We start from the raw sequence: 17,141 nt of genomic DNA, 5'->3' as shown, positions 1-17,141 counted from the left end.
CTTGCTGGGACGACTTCGTTGCTTGGCGCCTCAGGCGCAGACAGGACCGTCGCAAGCGCGGTGGAGCTTCCACGAGAGCGCGGCCGCTCCAAAGCAGAGCAATGCCACGCTCGACAAAGCGTGGACCACCGAAACGCCTATCGCCGCCAGCGCGGTCGCGCCGATCGCGCCGACCACCATCGCACCCGAATTGACGATGTTGTTAGCCGCCACCGTGCGTGCGGTATGGTCGCGCTCGACCGTCGTGGTGAGGAATGCGTAGAGCGGCACTACGAACATGCCGCCGGTGATCGAAACGCCGAGCAAGGCGGTCACCACCATCCACGAATCATGCTGCGCCAGGAATTCGCGGACCGTGTAGAGATCGTAGGCCGGTGCGGCTTCCCAGCCCTTCGCCGCGAACGCCATCAGCCATATGAACCCGGCCATCGCGATCACCGAAGGCGGCGCGTAGCGTGCCGAGACGCGGCCACATAGCAGGCGATTGACCAGGATCGACCCGATCGCGACGCCGACCGAGAAGATCGCGAGAAACAGGCTCGCGACCCGTTTGTCGGCGGTGAAGACGTTCTTCACCAGCGGCGGGAATTCGATGATCAATACCGATCCGATCATCCAGAAGAAGCTGATCGCGCAGATGGCGAGGAAGAGACGCCGGATGTGCATCGTGCCCGCTACCAAACGGATCGAGGCGCGCACCACATGGAAATCGAGCGGCGGGCGTTCGCCTGGCGGTGGTGCATCGGGAACGCTCCGCGCGGTGAGCCAGCCGAAGCCCGCCACGACCAGTACGATCGCCGCGGTCAGCCGGGCATCGATGACGCCCGCGAGAATGGTGCCGGCCAGAATCGCGATATATGTGCCGGCCTCGACCAACCCGGTGCCGCCAAGCACCTCTTCCTTGGTGAGATGCTGCGGCAGGATCGCATATTTGATCGGGCCGAAGAAGGTCGAATGGATCCCCATCGCCAGCACCGCACCCAGCATCAGCGGCACCGACGAGGTGACGAGGCCGGTCGCGCCCAACATCATGATGCCGATCTCGGCGGATTTGATGACCCGGACGATCAGCGCCTTGTCGAGCCGATCCGCGAGCTGGCCCGAGAGCGCGGAAAGGAGGAAGAAGGGCAGGATGAACAGCCCGGTGGCGATAGCGTTGAAGCTCGCCTCGTAGCGCGCATTCGAATAGATCGAATAGGTCGCGAACAGGACCATCGCCTGCTTGAACAGATTGTCGTTGAAGGCGCCCAAGAATTGCGTGGCGAACAGCGGCAGGAATTGCCGCCGCGTCAAAAGGCTTATGGATGGAGTCATGATGGGCGCGGAATCGCGTCGCTGGCTTTGGTCACGGCTGCGCGCCATAGCCGATCCGATATCCGAACTCCAAGAGTGACTGTCGATCATATGAACATGAATGCAAACGCATGGCCTCTCGGCCCGGCGATCGAAACGGCGCGATTGCGATTGCGCCCCCATCGCCTTTCCGATCTCGATGCGCGCACGGCCATGACAGGAGACGCGTATGTGATGCGCTTCTTCCCCAATACGCAAAGCCGGGAGGACAATTGGGCGCGCCTGATGCGCTACGCGGGGCATTGGGCTTTGCTCGGCTGGGGCCTCTTCGTCGTGGAAGAAAAAGCGACAGGGCGTTTCGTGGGCGAGGTGGGCCTCTCCGATTTCGGTCGCGGATTGGGCAAGGATTTCGACGGCGTGCCCGAAGCAGGCTGGATTCTCGATCGCTGGGCGACGGGCAAGGGCTTCGCGACCGAGGCGATTCGCGCGGCCATTGAATGGCATGAGCGCAGCATCGGCTGCACGCGCCAGGTCTGCATCATCGCGCCGCAGAATATGCCTTCTCTGCGCGTGGCGGAAAAGCTTGGTTTCAGGCCCTATGACCGGCGCATCTATCACGATCATGACGTGATCCTGCACGAACGCCTATCGCGATAATCTTGTCGATTTCGTGCATCGACGCGCGCGGAACGCTTCCACCCGCCGCCATCAGGCTATAGGCAGTCTGCTCATCATGCTGACCCTGCCCAATCTGCTCACCTTGTCACGCATCGTCGCCATGCCGGTGATGGTGCTGCTGCTATGGCGGCCGAGCCCGAGCGATTATGCGCTGGCTTTCGTGCTCTACGTTCTGGTGGCGATAACCGACTATTTCGACGGTTACCTCGCCCGTGCGCAGGGCGCCGTATCGAAGCTCGGCATCTTTCTCGATCCGATCGCGGACAAGATCATGGTCGCGACCGTGATCGTGATGCTGGTGTTCACCCGCGCGATCGATGGGCCGGCGGTGGTCGCAGCCGTGATCATCCTGGTCCGCGAGATCGCCGTATCGGGGTTGCGCGAATTCCTGGCGCAGCTTTCCGTATCGGTGCCGGTCAGCCAGCTGGCGAAATGGAAGACCACCTTCCAGCTGGTGGCGCTTGGCGCGATCATCCTGGCGGGCGCGTTGCCAGCGGTGCTTTGGATCGGCCTCGTCGGCTATGTCAGCCTGTGGACCGCCGCCGGCCTGACCCTGATCACCGGCTGGGACTATCTGCGCGTCGGCCTGAAGCACATGGATTGAGCCGATGGCGCTCGATATCCTCTATTTCGCATGGGTGCGCGAAAGCGTCGGCGTGCCGTCCGAACGGGTCGAGCCGCCGGCCAATGTGGTCGACGTGACCGGATTGATCGGATGGCTGGCCGCCCGGAGCGAAGGGCATGCGCGCGCCTTCGCCGATATCGGCCGCTTGCGCGCCGCCGTCGACCAGGCCTTCGTCGGTCTCGATGCATCGATCGTCGGCGCCCGCGAGATTGCGATCTTCCCGCCGGTCACCGGCGGATGATCGAGGCCCGGGTTCAGGAGGCGCCGTTCGATGCGGGCGCCGAACTGATCCGCCTGGACACGCTCGGCGGGGGTGGGGTGGCGAGCTTTACCGGGCTCGTCCGCGGCGATGGCGGCCTCACCGAATTCTTCCTCGAACATCATCCCGGTATGACCCAGCCTGCGATGCAGGCGATTGCGGAAGCCGCGACGCAGCGTTGGCCCCTCTTGGGCGCGATCTTGATCCATCGCGTCGGGACACTCCGCCCCGGTGATCCGATCGTGTTCGTCGGCACCGCGTCGGCACATCGTGCGGCCGCCCTGGAGGCCTGCGCCTTTCTCATCGACCAACTCAAGACGGACGTGCCGTTCTGGAAGCGTGAAACATTTGCCGACGGTGCCGCCCATTGGGTAGAACGGCAAGCGGCAGACGATCGCGCCGCCGCGCGCTGGCACGACAGGGCCGAATAGGCCAGGGAAGGGGCTATGACGGGGGCACGATTCGACGGGTGGGAGGTTGAGGATCTGCTGGCGGCGGTGGCCGTCGAAGATCGTAATGCCTTCGCCGAACTTTATCGTCGCACGTCGGCGAAACTCTATGCCGTCGTGTTCCGTATCTTGGGGGAAGCCTCAAGGACGGACGATGCTGTGCACGACGTGTATGTAAGAGTTTGGCGTAGCGCAGGAAGTTATGACGCCAGCCGCGGCCGGCCGATCACTTGGCTGGCGACCATGGCGCGCAATGTCGCGATAGATGTCCGGCGGCGTGAGATGGCGCGCGGGGCAGGGCGTTTCGCCGAGGTTGAATTGGACGACATCGCCGATCGCGAGGATGCGATTTCGAGCGAACAGCTCGCGGCGTTGCAGGTCTGCCTTGGGCGGCTCGATCCCGAACAGCGCCAACTCGTCGTAGCGGCCTATCTCAACGGCGACAGCCGCGAAGAACTCGCCGAGCGCACCGCACGTCCGGTCGGCACGATCAAGTCCTGGCTCCATCGGAGCCTTGCGGCGCTGAAGGCCTGCCTCGATGGCTGAAGAGGATGATATCTTCGCCCTCGCCGGCGAATATGCGCTGGGCACGCTCGACGCTTCGGAGCGGATGGCCTTCATGCGATTGCTGTCGCGCGATCCGCTTGCCGTCGAGGCACTCAAGGATTGGCAGCAACGACTGGCGCCGCTCGCTCTCGCCTTGCCGCCGATGGAGCCGCCGCTTCATTTGCTCGCACGGATCGAGGGCACGATCACGGGTAGCGCCGTGCGGCCGGCGGTTGCCAACGACAATCGGGTCCAGCGTTGGCAGTTCGCGTCGGTCGCGGCCGGTCTGGTCGCGCTGATCGCCGCTGGCGTGGCGCTGCGGCCCGGCCAGACACCGGTCGTGCCGTCGCCGCAAGTGGTGGTCCAGCCGGTCGCGCTCACCAGCGGCGTCGCGGCGCTGACGTCGGCCGGGAGCACACCCGCTTTGATCGTGACGCACGACCGTCGCACCGGGCAGCTCAAGGTAATCAGCGTCAACATGCCCGACGATACGCTCCACAGCTTCGAATTGTGGGCCATCAGGGGGAGCGCCGCACCCAAACCTATGGGACTGATCGATCCCAGGAAGCCTGCGACGTTGCAACGCATGACCGAGGATGAGGGCGTGACCCTAGCTGTGTCACGCGAGCCTGTCGGCGGTTCGCCAACCGGCCTCCCTACCGGCCCGGTGCTTTATACCGGCAAATTGGTGGCACTGCCGAAGAGCTGACGCATTCCCTTGGTGGGCAGGTTGCGGAAGCGGTAGCTAACCGCTATCGCACTGCCTGATTTTTAAGCAGAGTAATCGTGTCGCGTTTGAACCCCATCCTCATCGGCAATGTCCGCATCGAGACGCCGGTGATCCTGGCGCCGATGACGGGCGTCTCCGACCTCCCGTTTCGGCGGCTTGTCCGTTCTTACGGATCGGGGCTCAACGTCACCGAGATGATCGCCAGCCAGGCCGCGATCCGCGAGACGCGACAGTCGCTCCAGAAGGCCCTGTGGGATCCGAGCGAGGATCCAGTGTCGATGCAGCTTGTCGGGTGCGAGCCCGAACAGATGGGCGAGGCGGCCCGGCTCGCCGAGGACAAGGGCGCTGCGATCGTCGACATCAATATGGGCTGCCCGGTCCGCAAGGTCGTCAATGGCGACGCAGGATCGGCCTTGATGGCCAAACCCAAGCTCGCCGCCGCCTTGATCGAGGCGACCGTGAAGGCGGTGAAGGTGCCGGTCACGCTCAAGATGCGGATGGGATGGGATCATCACAGCCTCAATGCGCCCGAGCTTGCCCGTATCGCCGAGGACATTGGGATCAAGATGATCACGGTCCACGGCCGCACCCGCTGCCAGATGTATAAGGGATCGGCGGACTGGGCGTTCGTGCGTCGCGTCAAGGAGGCGGTGTCGGTGCCGGTGATCGTCAATGGCGACATCTGCTCGCCCGAGGATGCCGAAATCGCACTCGACCAGTCGGGCGCCGACGGCGTGATGATCGGGCGCGGCGCCTATGGCCGGCCGTGGCTGCTGGGGCAGGTGATGCGCTGGCTCCAGAATGGCGAACGGCGCGCCGACCCTTTACTCGACGAACAATATCGCACGATCGTCAGCCATTACGAGCATATGCTCAGTCTTTATGGCAGCGATGTGGGCGTGAACATGGCGCGCAAGCATATCGGCTGGTACACCAAGGGGCTGCCCGGATCGGCCGAGTTCCGCAACACCGTCAACCAGGAACCGGACGCGAAGCGCGTGCTGGCGATGCTCCAGGAATTTTACGCACCGTGGATCAACCGCAAGGCCGCCTGATCCGTCTGCGCGCGCGCGCAGATGCGCGCCCGGCGCCGGCGGAGGCCTTGCTGGCCGCCCTGCCGACGCCAATGCTGCTGATCGACCATGAAGGCGTGATCCTCGACGCCAATGTCGCGGCAGAAACCTTGCTCAACCTGTCGCGTACGGCCGTCATCGGTATGATGGTAGAGGACGCGATCGGGCATAGCCTGACCTCGGTCCCCAGCGACACCCCGTTCGTGGCCTATGACCAGGAAATCACGCTGCCGGGCCACCGCAACCAGCGCGCCGACATCATGTCGGCACCTTTGCCCGAATGGCGCGGCTGGCGCGTGGTAACGATCCACGCCCATCCTTCGGCGGCACCGATCGCGCGACGTGGCGTGCAGGCCGGCGGCGCGCTGACGGCGGCGGGCGCGGCTGCATTGCTGGCGCATGAGATCAAGAACCCGATGTCCGGCATTCGCGGCGCGGCGCAATTGCTCGAGGCCAATGTCGATGCCGAGGCCCAGTCGCTGACGCGCCTGATCCGGGACGAGGTCGACCGCGTGACAGCCCTGATCGACCGGATGGAGGGTTTCACGGATACGCGGCCGCTCGAAATCGGGCCACAGAACATCCACGCGATCCTGGAACATGCCAAGGCAGTCGCGATACGCGGGTTCGGTGACAATATCGTTTTTAGAGAGAGTTATGACCCATCTTTGCCGGCAATTCTCGGACATCGGGACTCGCTGGTCCAGGTGCTGATCAACCTGCTGAAGAATGCATCCGAGGCGATAGGCGACAAGGGCGGTACCGTCACGCTGACCACGGCTTACCGCCACGGCGTGCGGGTGGTCACGGGATCGGGCGATGGGCGGCGGTCATTGCCTATCGAAGTTTGCGTGATCGATGACGGCCCCGGCGCGCCGCCTGAAATTGCGGAACATCTGTTCGATCCTTTCGTCAGTTCGAAGCGCGCCGGCCGCGGGCTCGGATTGGCGCTGGTCGAGAAAATGATCGCCGATCAAGGCGGCATGGTCGAATATGCGCGCGAAGGCTCGCCCGAACGCACGGTTTTCCGCCTCCTCCTGCCACGCGCGAGCAAGAAGTGATGGCTGGAGGACGCGTTCTCGTCACCGATGACGATGCCGCCATCCGCACCGTGGTGCGCGAGGCATTGCGCCGTGCCGGGCATATCGTCGAAACCGCTGGCAGCCTCGCCGATCTGCGCCGCGCGCTCCGCACATTTCGGCCGCAGGTGCTGGTGACCGATGTCGTCCTGCCCGACGGCAACGGCCTCGATGCGGTGCCGGCGCTGATCGCGGAATATCCGGCGATGCCGGTGATCGTGCTGTCGGCGCAGAACACTTTCACCACCGCGTTGCGCGCCACCGAACAGGGCGCGTTCGACTATCTGCCCAAACCGTTCGATTTGTCCGAACTCACCCGCGCCGTGGAAGAGGCGCTGGCGAGCAGCGCCGCGCATCCCGAGCCCGAAGGGGGAGGCGCGGGCGAGGATCTGCCGCTGATCGGCCGGTCGCCGCCGATGCAGGACGTCTACCGCACGATAGCCCGGGTCGTCTCGAACGATTTGACCGTGCTGGTGCTGGGCGAGTCCGGCACCGGCAAGGAACTGGTCGCCAAGGCGGTTCATGATTTCGGCCCGCGCAAGGGCGCGCCGTTCGTCGCGGTCAACATGGCGGCGATCCCGCGCGAGCTGATCGAAAGCGAATTGTTCGGGCATGAGCGAGGCGCCTTCACCGGTGCGCAGGCGCGCACCGCCGGCCGGTTCGAACAGGCGCAGGGCGGCACGCTCTTCCTCGACGAGATTGGGGACATGCCGATGGAAGCGCAGACACGGCTGCTGCGCGTGCTCCAGTCGGGCGAATTCTCGCCCGTCGGCGGGGCACGCGCGATCAAGGCCGATGTCCGCATTATCGCCGCGACCCATCAGGATCTGCCGCGCCTGATCGGCGAGGGGCAGTTCCGCGAAGACCTTTATTACCGATTGAACGTCGTGCCCGTCCGCCTGCCGCCGCTGCGCGAGCGTGGATCGGATATAGGAGAATTGGCCCGCCATTTCCTCGATCGCGCCGCCGCCGATGGCCTGCCGCGCAAGTTGCTCGAGCCGGCGGCGGTCGCCCGGCTCGAGCGGCATAGCTGGCCGGGTAATATCCGCGAGCTCGAAAATCTGATGCGCCGCCTCGCCGCTTTGACACGCGACGCGGTGATCACACCGGCTTTGATCGAGCAGCAGTTGACGCAAGGCGGGCAGGCCGCACCGCATGCGGTCCCCGACGCGGCAGGGCTCAGCGAGGCGATCGAACAGCATCTGGCCCGTCACTTTGCGAGCTACGGCCATTCTTTGCCGCCCGATGGGCTGTACGATCGCGTGCTGGCCGAACTGGAGCGGCCGCTACTGCGGCTGACACTCGCCGCCGTGCGCGGCAACCAGCTCAAGGCAGCGCGGATGCTGGGGATCAATCGCAACACGCTGCGCAAGAAGCTCACCGATCTGGGTGTCGGGCCGGCGGTAAGAAAAACCGATATCTGAATAAGTTCGCCGATCGGGTGTGGCGGATGCGACCAACCGCTCATCGCACACTGTGTTTCCTCCGCCACAATGCTGTGGTAGCGCAGCCACTATGACATCGTCGTTCGAGACGAAAAAGACACGCGGGCCCCGCTGGCGGCGGCGGCTGACGCTACTGCGCATGCGGCCGCGGCGCGCCATGGCCGGCGCCGAACTCGCGCTGCTGGCGGTGTGGATCGGCGTGATCGCGCTGACCTGGGAGTCGGTGCGCCACGATACCTCGCCTTCCGCGCCACAGAGTGCGCTAAGCCCGATCGTCACTGCCTTACTGCTGGTCGCCAACCTCGTGCCGGCAATGGGGCTGATGGTGCTGGTCGCCAGGCGGATCGCGCGCGGGCGATCCGAACGGTCGCCGCTCGGCGGGCGCGGCGGGTTGCACGTCCGATTGGTGGCGCTCTTCTCCGTCCTCGCCGCACTGCCGACCCTGCTGGTCGTGATCTTCGCGTCGCTGCTCTTCCAGATCGGCGTCCAATTCTGGTTCTCCGATAAGGTGCGCGCCGTGCTCGGCAATGCCGATCGCGTCGCGCAAACCTATGTCGAGGAGCATATGCGTGATCTCGGCGCCGAGAATGTCGCGATGGCCGGCGACATCCAGCATGCGCTCGCCACGGCGCCGCCCGACGATCCGCATTGGGGCGATTATTTCGCGAGCCAGTTCTTCTACCGCAAGCTCGATCAGGCGGCGATGATCCAGGTCGCGCCGGACGGCAGCAAGCATCTCGTCTGGGGCGCCAGTCTCGATCGGCGGCCGCTCGATAGGCGCCTGCCTTCGCTGACATTGCTGGCTGACGGCAAGCCGCATGTGCGCGTTCTGAGCGATCACATGGAATCGGCAATGCAGTTCGATGTCCGGAGCCACACCTATCTCTGGATCCAACGCAAGGCCGATCCACTCGTGCTGGCGCAGGTCGGCCGCGCCAATATCGCGCTCGGCGATTACAGCTCGTTGATCGATCGATCGCGCTCGCTGCAATTGCGCTTCATCCTGGCGCTTTTTCTGATTTCGCTGCTGATCGTCGCAGTGGCGATCTGGGTAGCCCTGACCGTCGCGGATCGGCTCGTTCGTCCGATCGGCGAGCTGGTGGGCGCGGCGCGAAGGGTGGCCGGCGGCGATCTCACCGCCCGGGTCGCCGCGCCTAACCAGCATGACGAGGTCGGCACTTTGGCCTTCGCCTTCAACCGTATGACCCGGCGCCTGAGCGAGCAGACCGGCGCGCTCGAAAGCCGCCGTGCGCTGACCGAAGCCGTGCTGTCGGGGGTGTCGGCGGGCGTCATATCGATCAACCGCGATCGCCAGATCACGCTCACCAACCTTTCGGCGCAGGCCTTGCTGCGATCCGGCGAAACCAGCCTGATCGGACGCCAACTCGAACATGTTGCGCCCGCGCTCGATGATCTGCTCGATGCGGGGGAGCGCGAGGCGGTGGTGCTGATCGAGGTCGACGGCGACGTGCGCACGCTCGCCGTCACCGTCGTCGGGGCGGGGCAGGGGCACGTGCTCACGTTCGACGACATCACCCAGCGGCTCGCCGATCAGCGCCGCGCCGCCTGGGCCGATGTCGCACGCCGCATCGCGCACGAGATCAAGAACCCGCTGACCCCGATCCAGCTCGCCGCCGAACGTCTCCAGCGACGTTATGGACGGCAGATCGTGGAAGAGAGCGGCACGTTCGACCGGCTCGTCTCGACGATCGTACGGCAGGTCGGCAACATCCGTCGCATGATCGACGAATTCTCGTCGTTCGCGCGCATGCCGAAGCCGCAATTCCTGCGGGAGAATTTGATCGATATCGCCAAGCAGGCGCTGTTCCTGCACGAGGTCGCGCATCCGGCGGTGCACTTCTCGCTCGACGCGCCCGATCCACCGCCATCCATGGTGTGCGATCGCCGCCAGATCGGCCAGGCCTTCACCAACATCATCAAGAATGCCGTCGAAGCTGTCGAAGCGCGGGTCGGCGAGGGCGGCGAAGGTCATGTCGCCATGACCATCCGCGCATCGGACGAGCGGCTGTGCATCGAGGTTGCCGACGATGGCGTCGGGCTGCCGGCCGAGCGCGAGCGGCTGACCGAGCCCTATATGACGACGCGCGCGCGCGGCACCGGGCTCGGCCTGGCGATCGTGCACCGCATCGTCGAGGAACATCAAGGCACGATCACCTTCCTCGATCGCCCGGGGGGCGGCACCATCGTGCGGATCGAGTGCGATCGGCTAGCACTCGACCGTCTGGTCGAGGGCGTTGCCGAAGACGAGTCCGCCACAGAACAACAACCAATCCGCGTCAGGAGTGCTTAAGACCATGGCCCTCGATATCTTGGTAGTCGACGACGAGGCCGATATTCGCGAGCTTGTCGCCGGCGTGTTGGAAGACGAAGGATATCAGGCGCGTAGCGCCGCCTGTTCCGATACGGCCCTGGCGGCGCTGAGCGAGCGTCGCCCGAGCTTGGTGCTGCTCGACGTCTGGCTGCAAGGATCGAAGCTCGACGGGCTGGCGCTGCTGGCCGAGATCAAGCGCCGCGATCCGAGCCTGCCAGTGATCGTCTTCTCGGGCCACGGCACGATCGACACCGCCGTGGCGGCGGTACGCGAGGGCGCCTTCGATTTCATCGAGAAGCCGTTCGAAAGCTCGCGCCTGCTTCACCTCGTCGCGCGCGCGACCGAGACCGATCGGCTGCGGCGCGAAAATGCGGACCTCAAGGCGCAGGTCGGGCAGGACGACGAGCTGACGGGCACCAGCCAGGCGATCAATCATGTCCGCGCAACCCTGAAGCGCGTCGCCGGCACCGGCAGTCGCGTCCTTATCTCGGGGCCCGCCGGCGCCGGCAAGGAAGTGGCGGCGCGCCTGCTCCACAATTGGAGCCCGCGCGAAAAGGCGCCCTTCGTGGTCGTTTCGGCGGCGCGGATGACGCCCGAGCGGGTCGAAGAGGAATTGTTCGGCGTGGAGGAGGGCGGCCAGTTCGCCCGCCCCGGCCTGTTCGAGCAGGCGCATGGCGGCACGCTCTTCCTCGACGAGATCGCGGATATGCCGATGTCGACGCAGGGCAAGATCCTGCGCGTGTTGACCGATCAAAGCTTCACGCGGGTCGGCGGCACGCGGGTCGTGAAGGTCGACGTCCGCGTCGTATCGGCGACAGCACGTGATCTGGCGGCCGAAATCGAGGCGCGACGCTTCCGCGAAGACCTCTATTACCGGCTCAACGTCGTGCCAGTGCAAATGCCGCCGCTCGAACAACGGCGCGAGGACGTGCCTGCGCTCGCTGCGCATTTCGCCGCACGCTACGCCGCCGAGCGCCGCGTGCCGACCCCCGACGTTTCGGCCGAGGCGATCGCGGCCCTCCAGGCTTATGACTGGCCGGGCAATGTCCGCCAGTTGCGCAACATGATCGAGCGCACGATCATCCTCGCGCCGCTCGACCGGATCGGCCGGATCGACGCCGATATGCTGCCGCCGGAAATCGTGTCGGGTCAGGCCGAGATCGTACCTGGCAACGGCGCGCGATCGATCATGGGTACGCCGTTGCGCGAGGCGCGCGAGACGTTCGAACGCGAATATCTGCGCGTCCAGATCCGCCGCTTCTCGGGTAATATCAGCCGCACCGCGACCTTCATCGGGATGGAGCGCTCGGCCTTGCACCGCAAGCTCAAGAGCCTCGGCCTCGCCGATCCGCGCGGGGAGGATGAATGATGCCGCGCAGACGGGCATTCGCACAATTAATCGTTAATGGGTGCTCGCAACCTTGTGTTGCGACGCAACAAATCCTATCGTTATAACGCTCCCGCAACCGGCGGGGCGCACGATGCCGTGAACGGCGCCAGCGGGCTACGACCCGCCAAAAGAGAAGGCCACTTACGATGGCGGACAAGGTCAACAACCTCCAGGATATCTTCCTCAACACGCTGAGGAAGTCCAAGACCCCGGTGACGATGTTCCTCGTCAAGGGCGTCAAGCTCCAGGGTATCATCACCTGGTTCGACAATTTCTCGGTGCTGCTGCGTCGCGACGGGCAGAGCCAGCTTATCTACAAGCACGCCATCTCGACGGTGATGCCGGCGCATCCGCTCGACCTGTCGGAGATCGAGAAGGGTTTCGACGACAAGAAGTCGCAGCTGCTGCAGGAAATCTTCCTCGCCGCAGTGCGCAAATCCGGCGAGCCGGTGACGATGTTCCTGGTCAACGGTGTCATGCTTCAGGGTGAGATTGCCGCTTACGACCTGTTCTGCATGCTGCTCCGCCGCGACGGGATGAGCCAGCTTGTCTACAAGCATGCCATCTCGACCGTCCAGCCGATGCGCCCACTCAACCTCATGAGCGGCGAAGACGAAGGCGACGAGGAGGAATAGCCCCGAGCCATGCGTCACGCCGCCGTCGCGATCGGCGGGTGACGCTGGGGCACTCCATCCCTATATCGTCGGGATGAGTGGATTTACCCGGGAAGAAACGGACGAAGTAAGGCGCGGCGCACGGGCGGTGATCGCCATGCCCGAACGCGGCGACAGCCTGCGCGACAGCGAGGCGCGTTTGGATGAGGCGAGCGGGCTTGCCGCCGCGATCGGGCTCGACGTGGTCGATCGCATGGCTTTCCGCCTGCGCCAGCCCAAACCGGCGACCTTGTTCGGCTCGGGCCAGGTCGAGCAGATCGCGCTGGCGGCGCGCATGCACGAGGCCGAACTGGTGGTGGTCGACGCGGCGCTGACCCCGGTCCAGCAGCAGAATCTGGAGAAGGCGACCAAGGCCAAGGTGATCGACCGCACCGGATTGATCCTCGAAATCTTCGGCGAGCGCGCGGCCACCGCCGAAGGGCGACTTCAGGTTGAACTCGCGCACCTCGATTATCAGGCGGGTCGGTTGGTGCGATCGTGGACCCACCTCGAACGCCAGCGCGGCGGCTTTGGCTTCCTCGGCGGCCCCGGCGAGACCCAGATCGAGGCCGACCGTCGCTTGATTCGTGATCGCATGGCCAAGATCCGGCGCGAACTGGAGCAGGTCCGCAAGACGCGCGGCCTCCACCGCGCGCGGCGCGAACGCGCGCCGTGGCCGGTGGTGGCGCTGGTCGGCTATACCAATGCGGGCAAATCGACCCTGTTCAACCGGCTCACCGGTGCCGACGTGATGGCGGAGAATCTGCTGTTCGCGACGCTCGATCCGACGATGCGCCAGATCGCGCTGCCGGGGATCGACAAGGCGATCCTGTCCGACACGGTGGGGTTCGTCTCCGATCTGCCGACGCAATTGGTCGCCGCCTTCCGCGCGACGCTGGAGGAGGTCACCGCCGCCGACCTGATCCTCCATGTCCGCGATATCGCGCATCCCGATACGGAAGCGCAGCGCGCCGACGTGCTGGCGGTGCTGGCCGAGATCGGGATCGGGCCTGAAAGCGAGGAGGGCGTCGCGACCCCGATCCTCGAGGTCTGGAACAAGCTCGATGCACTCGATCCGGAAGAGCATGCCCGCGTGCTGGCCGAGGCTGCGCGCACGCCCGATGTCGTGCCGGTGTCGGCGCTGACCGGGGAGGGGGTGTCGGCACTCCAGCGCGAGGTTGCCGACCGTCTATTGGCTGGCGCGGTTGTGCATGAGATCATCGTGCCGGTGACCGACGGCGAGATGGTGGCGTGGCTGCACCAACATGGCGAGGTGATCGAATCCGCGCTCGACGGTGAGAAGTTGCGTCTCGACGTGCGGCTATCGCCCGACGAGTGGAGCCGCTTTCAAACTCGTCGATAAAGGCCCTCTCCCCGACGGGGGAGGGCCTTTATGGTGCTACGCCCCCTTCGCCGCGTGCTTCTCGATCGCGAGTTGCGACGCCGTCCGTGTCGCATTCGCAAACTCGACCCGATTATCGCCCATCCAGTTGTATGACTCGATCCGCCGAGCATTGCGCGCCGCAAATTTCGGCATCACCTGACGGGCGATCAGATCGAACGACTTCTTCGTATTCTCCGGAGTCGCCCAATTCTGCGCCAGGATCAGCATGCAGCCGAAACCGCCGGTCTTGTCCCAATAGCGTTCGAGCTGTGCAACCGCGTCATCGACCGTACCGATCACCGCTGCCTGGTTCTCGATCATATCCTTGACCGGTCCTAGCCCGATTGAGGCCGGGCCCTGAGGGCTGATCTGATAGGCGTAGTCGGACCATTTATCGAAACCCCACGACACTTCGGCAATCGCCTGCTCGCGGGTCTCCGCAACATGGAAGGGGGCCATGAGCCGCAGGCCGGCACGGTCCATCGGCTTGCCGGCTTTTTCACCCTCGGCACAAGCAATCGCCCAATTGGTATCGAGCGCAGAATAGCCAGCCAGGCTGGCCGCGGCCACACAGACCATGCCCAGCCCATATTTGCCCGCCAACACCGCGCCGTTGGGCGTCACCGTGCTGGTGCAGGCGATATGTGGGCGGCGGCCCTTATAGGGCCCCAGCTGCATGCGCGCATTATGCATCTCGAACCATTCGGTCTTGGCGGTGATGATCTCGCCGTCGAGCAGACGCGTGATCACATCGACCGCCTCGCCCATGCGATCGCGCTGAGTCTCGGCGCGGATACCGAGCATCTGCGCGTCCGAATTGAGCAGGCCCGGCCCGATGCCGAACATCGCGCGACCCTTGGTCTGATGATCGAGCTGCGCCATGCGGCCGGCGGTCATGAAGGGATGGTGATAGGGGGCCGACATCACGCCCGTGCCGAGCTTGATACGGGTGGTGCGCTCGGCCGCGGCGGCAATGAACAGTTCGGGCGAGGCGATGATCTCGAACCCACCCGAATGATGCTCGCCGATCCAGGCCTCGTCATAGCCAAGCCGATCAAGAAACTCGATCAGCTCGAAATCGCGTTGCAGACAGAGCGTCGGATCCTCGTCCAGCGCGTGGAAGGGGGGCAGGAAGATTCCGTAACGCAGCTCGGCCTTCGTCATTGCATACCTCTCACCTTATTTTCCCGACAAGAGACGGCGGGCGGCGACTTGGCAAGAGGCTAGAGCGCCGACTGTCTCACAATCGGGACGATAACAACCTCTTGTCAGAAATCGGTGAGATACGGGTTGCTGTTGGGTTCTTCGGCCTCGTTCGGTCTTTCCTGCCAGGTCGGCAATTTATCCTGGTGGATGAAGAGCTTCTGGCCAATCCATAGGCCATCCTGCATGTGATCGCGGCACGGGTTGGTGGTGTTGGGGTGGATCAGGATCGGCAACCCACCATGATTGAGGATCAGCCACGGCACGAGCGTCGCGAACAGGTGATTCTCGAACGCGATCTGGAACATCGCGCGATCGTGCGGGCCGACCAGCACCTCATGCCAACGCCCGAGCCGCACCGCGAAGCGCGCATCGACCCCAGCGCGGAGATGCTCGGCGACACGGCGGGTGGTGACGGGATCGAAATAGATGTGCGCGTGATAGCTCACGATCTCGTCAAGTGTGCGATAGCTCATCGCCGCTTCGCCTCATGCCAGAGCTCTTCCTTCTGATCCAGCGGCAGGCCGGCGAAGGCATCGCCTGCAATCTCTTCCATCATACGGAAACGGCCCTCGAACTTGGCATTGGCATTGCGCAAAGCGGCTTCGGGATCGACGCCATGCTTGCGCGCCCAATTGACCACCGCGAACAGCAAGTCGCCAATCTCCTCGGCGCGCTCTTCGTCACTGGCTGCCGCATCGACTTCGGCCAGTTCCTCGACGATCTTGTCACGCGCGCCGGCGGGATCGGGCCAGTCGAAGCCCGTGCGTGCTGCGCGCTTCTGCAGTTTTTCGGCGCGCATCAGCGCGGGCAGGGCGATCGCTACGCCCGCCAGCGCGCTCGGATCCTCAGGCTTGGCGGCGCGCTCGGCGGCCTTGATAACCTCCCACTGGGCATGGCCGGCCTCGCGCGGGTCGTCGCCGAAGACGTGCGGATGGCGCCGGATCATCTTATCGGAGATCGCTGCAGCCACATCGGGTAACGCGAAAGCGCCGATCTCCTCGGCCATGCGCGCGTGGAATACGACCTGCAGCAGCAGGTCGCCGAGTTCGTCGCGCAACGCGGGCAGATCGTTGGCCTGGCAAGCCTCGGCGACCTCATAGGCTTCCTCGATCGTGTAAGGCGCGATCGAGGCGAAGTCCTGTTTCACATCCCACGGGCAGCCAAGCTCCGGATCGCGCAGCCGCGCCATGATCGCGACCAGCCGCTCGATCGGGTTGGCAAAAAGATCCGCCGAAAAACCGTCGCGAGGGATCATCGTCATTCCTGCAAATCAAGGGATGGATGGTGCATAGAATATTGTCGCACCCCGACAACCGAAAGGTCAGCGGAGGGCGCGCCGGATCGGGACCTTCTTCGATCTCTTAGTCTGATAATATATATTATGTAAAATATAGATTGGTGTTAGGTCCTAAGGAACGCTTCAGGCTTTCGGCTCCAGCACGAGCATATCGCCCTCGACCCGCCACGCTTTGAGCCGCGACAGGAAATTCATGCCAAGCACGTCGGTATCGCCGAATTCCGGCGCGACGACCACGCGCAGATCGCTTGCGACGATCGGACCGAGTTCGAGCCGGTGCACGCTCGACGTGCGTGCGAACACCATCCCGTTCGCGGTCGACAAGGTTGTCGGAAACGGATTCTGATCGAGATCGAGCGACGCGGCGTGCGCGGTCGCAAGACTCAACGATGTCGTCGTCGCGCCGCTGTCGATCAGCAAACGGCGTTCGATCCCGTCGATGCGTGCCGTCGCCCAGAAATGGCCATCCGCGGACTTGCGGATCCGCACCATGCCGCCGCTGATACGCTGTTCGTCATCACCCAGCAGGCTCCGGACTTTGGCCCAACCGGCCTGCAATCCATTCTCGCGGCTGAGCCCGATCGCCAGCATCACGATGATGAAAATCCCGAACCATGCCAGGGCCATCGGGGCTATCTTTCGCAACGGAACGCGGCGAGACAGCAACGCGGACAGCGGCAATATGAGCGCCAACATTATGTA

The 17,141-nt window shown here is 64.5% G+C and carries 18 protein-coding genes; 13 read left to right on the top strand and 5 right to left on the bottom strand.

Going from position 1 to position 17,141, the window contains the following annotated elements:
- Positions 1 to 30: 30 nt before the first annotated feature.
- Complete coding sequence (locus AB4Z44_RS06700; RefSeq protein WP_404713281.1) at positions 31 to 1,314, bottom strand: MFS transporter; 1,284 nt, start codon at positions 1,312 to 1,314, stop codon at positions 31 to 33.
- A 192-nt stretch (positions 1,315 to 1,506) separates the two neighbouring features.
- On the opposite strand from AB4Z44_RS06700, the gene AB4Z44_RS06695 reads away from it, so the two are divergent.
- The 13 genes from AB4Z44_RS06695 (at position 1,507) to hflX (ending at position 13,915) form a co-directional block, all read left to right on the top strand.
- A complete protein-coding gene (locus AB4Z44_RS06695) occupies positions 1,507 to 1,950 on the top strand; it encodes a GNAT family N-acetyltransferase (protein ID WP_404713280.1) in 444 nt (147 codons plus the stop codon).
- 76 nt (positions 1,951 to 2,026) lie between these two features.
- On the top strand, positions 2,027 to 2,575 hold the full coding sequence (gene pgsA / locus AB4Z44_RS06690) for a CDP-diacylglycerol--glycerol-3-phosphate 3-phosphatidyltransferase (RefSeq protein WP_404713279.1): 549 nt from the start codon (positions 2,027 to 2,029) through the stop codon (positions 2,573 to 2,575).
- A gap of 4 nt (positions 2,576 to 2,579) precedes the next feature.
- The gene (moaD, locus tag AB4Z44_RS06685; RefSeq protein ID WP_404713278.1) at positions 2,580 to 2,837 is read left to right on the top strand and encodes a molybdopterin converting factor subunit 1; all 258 of its coding nucleotides are present in this window, start codon (positions 2,580 to 2,582) and stop codon (positions 2,835 to 2,837) included.
- A complete protein-coding gene (locus tag AB4Z44_RS06680; RefSeq protein WP_404713277.1) occupies positions 2,834 to 3,286 on the top strand; it encodes a molybdenum cofactor biosynthesis protein MoaE in 453 nt (150 codons plus the stop codon). Before moaD ends, AB4Z44_RS06680 begins: the two co-directional genes overlap by 4 nt.
- A 15-nt stretch (positions 3,287 to 3,301) precedes the next feature.
- Positions 3,302 to 3,850, top strand: a complete 549-nt coding sequence (locus AB4Z44_RS06675) for a sigma-70 family RNA polymerase sigma factor (RefSeq protein WP_404713276.1) — start codon at positions 3,302 to 3,304, stop codon at positions 3,848 to 3,850.
- On the top strand, positions 3,843 to 4,559 hold the full coding sequence (locus tag AB4Z44_RS06670; RefSeq protein ID WP_404713275.1) for an anti-sigma factor domain-containing protein: 717 nt from the start codon (positions 3,843 to 3,845) through the stop codon (positions 4,557 to 4,559). The genes AB4Z44_RS06675 and AB4Z44_RS06670 overlap by 8 nt, the downstream gene beginning before the upstream one ends.
- Positions 4,560 to 4,636: 77 nt before the next feature.
- Positions 4,637 to 5,635: a tRNA dihydrouridine synthase DusB gene (gene dusB / locus AB4Z44_RS06665; RefSeq protein ID WP_404713274.1), complete on the top strand. Its 999-nt coding sequence runs from the start codon at positions 4,637 to 4,639 to the stop codon at positions 5,633 to 5,635.
- Positions 5,611 to 6,714, top strand: a complete 1,104-nt coding sequence (locus AB4Z44_RS06660) for a nitrogen regulation protein NR(II) (protein ID WP_404713273.1) — start codon at positions 5,611 to 5,613, stop codon at positions 6,712 to 6,714. The genes dusB and AB4Z44_RS06660 overlap by 25 nt, the downstream gene beginning before the upstream one ends.
- The gene (ntrC, locus tag AB4Z44_RS06655; protein WP_404713272.1) at positions 6,714 to 8,156 is read left to right on the top strand and encodes a nitrogen regulation protein NR(I); all 1,443 of its coding nucleotides are present in this window, start codon (positions 6,714 to 6,716) and stop codon (positions 8,154 to 8,156) included. The genes AB4Z44_RS06660 and ntrC overlap by 1 nt, the downstream gene beginning before the upstream one ends.
- 160 nt (positions 8,157 to 8,316) lie before the next feature.
- A complete protein-coding gene (locus tag AB4Z44_RS06650; RefSeq protein WP_404713271.1) occupies positions 8,317 to 10,488 on the top strand; it encodes an ATP-binding protein in 2,172 nt (723 codons plus the stop codon).
- A 4-nt stretch (positions 10,489 to 10,492) separates the two neighbouring features.
- On the top strand, positions 10,493 to 11,878 hold the full coding sequence (locus tag AB4Z44_RS06645; protein ID WP_404713270.1) for a sigma-54-dependent transcriptional regulator: 1,386 nt from the start codon (positions 10,493 to 10,495) through the stop codon (positions 11,876 to 11,878).
- A 167-nt stretch (positions 11,879 to 12,045) separates the two neighbouring features.
- On the top strand, positions 12,046 to 12,534 hold the full coding sequence (hfq, locus tag AB4Z44_RS06640) for an RNA chaperone Hfq (RefSeq protein WP_404713269.1): 489 nt from the start codon (positions 12,046 to 12,048) through the stop codon (positions 12,532 to 12,534).
- A 73-nt stretch (positions 12,535 to 12,607) separates the two neighbouring features.
- Positions 12,608 to 13,915, top strand: coding sequence for a GTPase HflX (hflX, locus tag AB4Z44_RS06635; RefSeq protein ID WP_404713268.1), 1,308 nt, complete (start codon positions 12,608 to 12,610; stop codon positions 13,913 to 13,915).
- Between the two features lie 36 nt (positions 13,916 to 13,951).
- Here hflX and AB4Z44_RS06630 read toward each other — a convergent pair whose 3' ends face one another.
- The 4 genes from AB4Z44_RS06630 to AB4Z44_RS06615 form a co-directional block, all read right to left on the bottom strand.
- A complete protein-coding gene (locus tag AB4Z44_RS06630) occupies positions 13,952 to 15,100 on the bottom strand; it encodes an LLM class flavin-dependent oxidoreductase (RefSeq protein ID WP_404713267.1) in 1,149 nt (382 codons plus the stop codon).
- Between the two features lie 104 nt (positions 15,101 to 15,204).
- Positions 15,205 to 15,615 carry a DOPA 4,5-dioxygenase family protein gene (locus AB4Z44_RS06625; protein WP_404713266.1) on the bottom strand — a complete coding sequence of 137 codons (411 nt, stop codon included), beginning with the start codon at positions 15,613 to 15,615 and terminating at the stop codon, positions 15,205 to 15,207.
- Entirely contained in the window at positions 15,612 to 16,397 is a 786-nt protein-coding gene (gene mazG, locus AB4Z44_RS06620) for a nucleoside triphosphate pyrophosphohydrolase (RefSeq protein WP_404713265.1), read from the bottom strand. Before mazG ends, AB4Z44_RS06625 begins: the two co-directional genes overlap by 4 nt.
- 165 nt (positions 16,398 to 16,562) lie before the next feature.
- Positions 16,563 to 17,066, bottom strand: coding sequence for a TIGR02281 family clan AA aspartic protease (locus AB4Z44_RS06615; protein WP_404713264.1), 504 nt, complete (start codon positions 17,064 to 17,066; stop codon positions 16,563 to 16,565).
- Positions 17,067 to 17,141: the final 75 nt, after the last annotated feature.

It is taken from the genome of Sphingomonas sp. MMS24-J13, assembly GCF_044905095.1.
Lineage (GTDB): Bacteria > Pseudomonadota > Alphaproteobacteria > Sphingomonadales > Sphingomonadaceae > Sphingomonas_I.
Note: the sequence above shows the minus strand (reverse complement) of the source record. Positions and strands in the feature narration are given on the sequence as shown.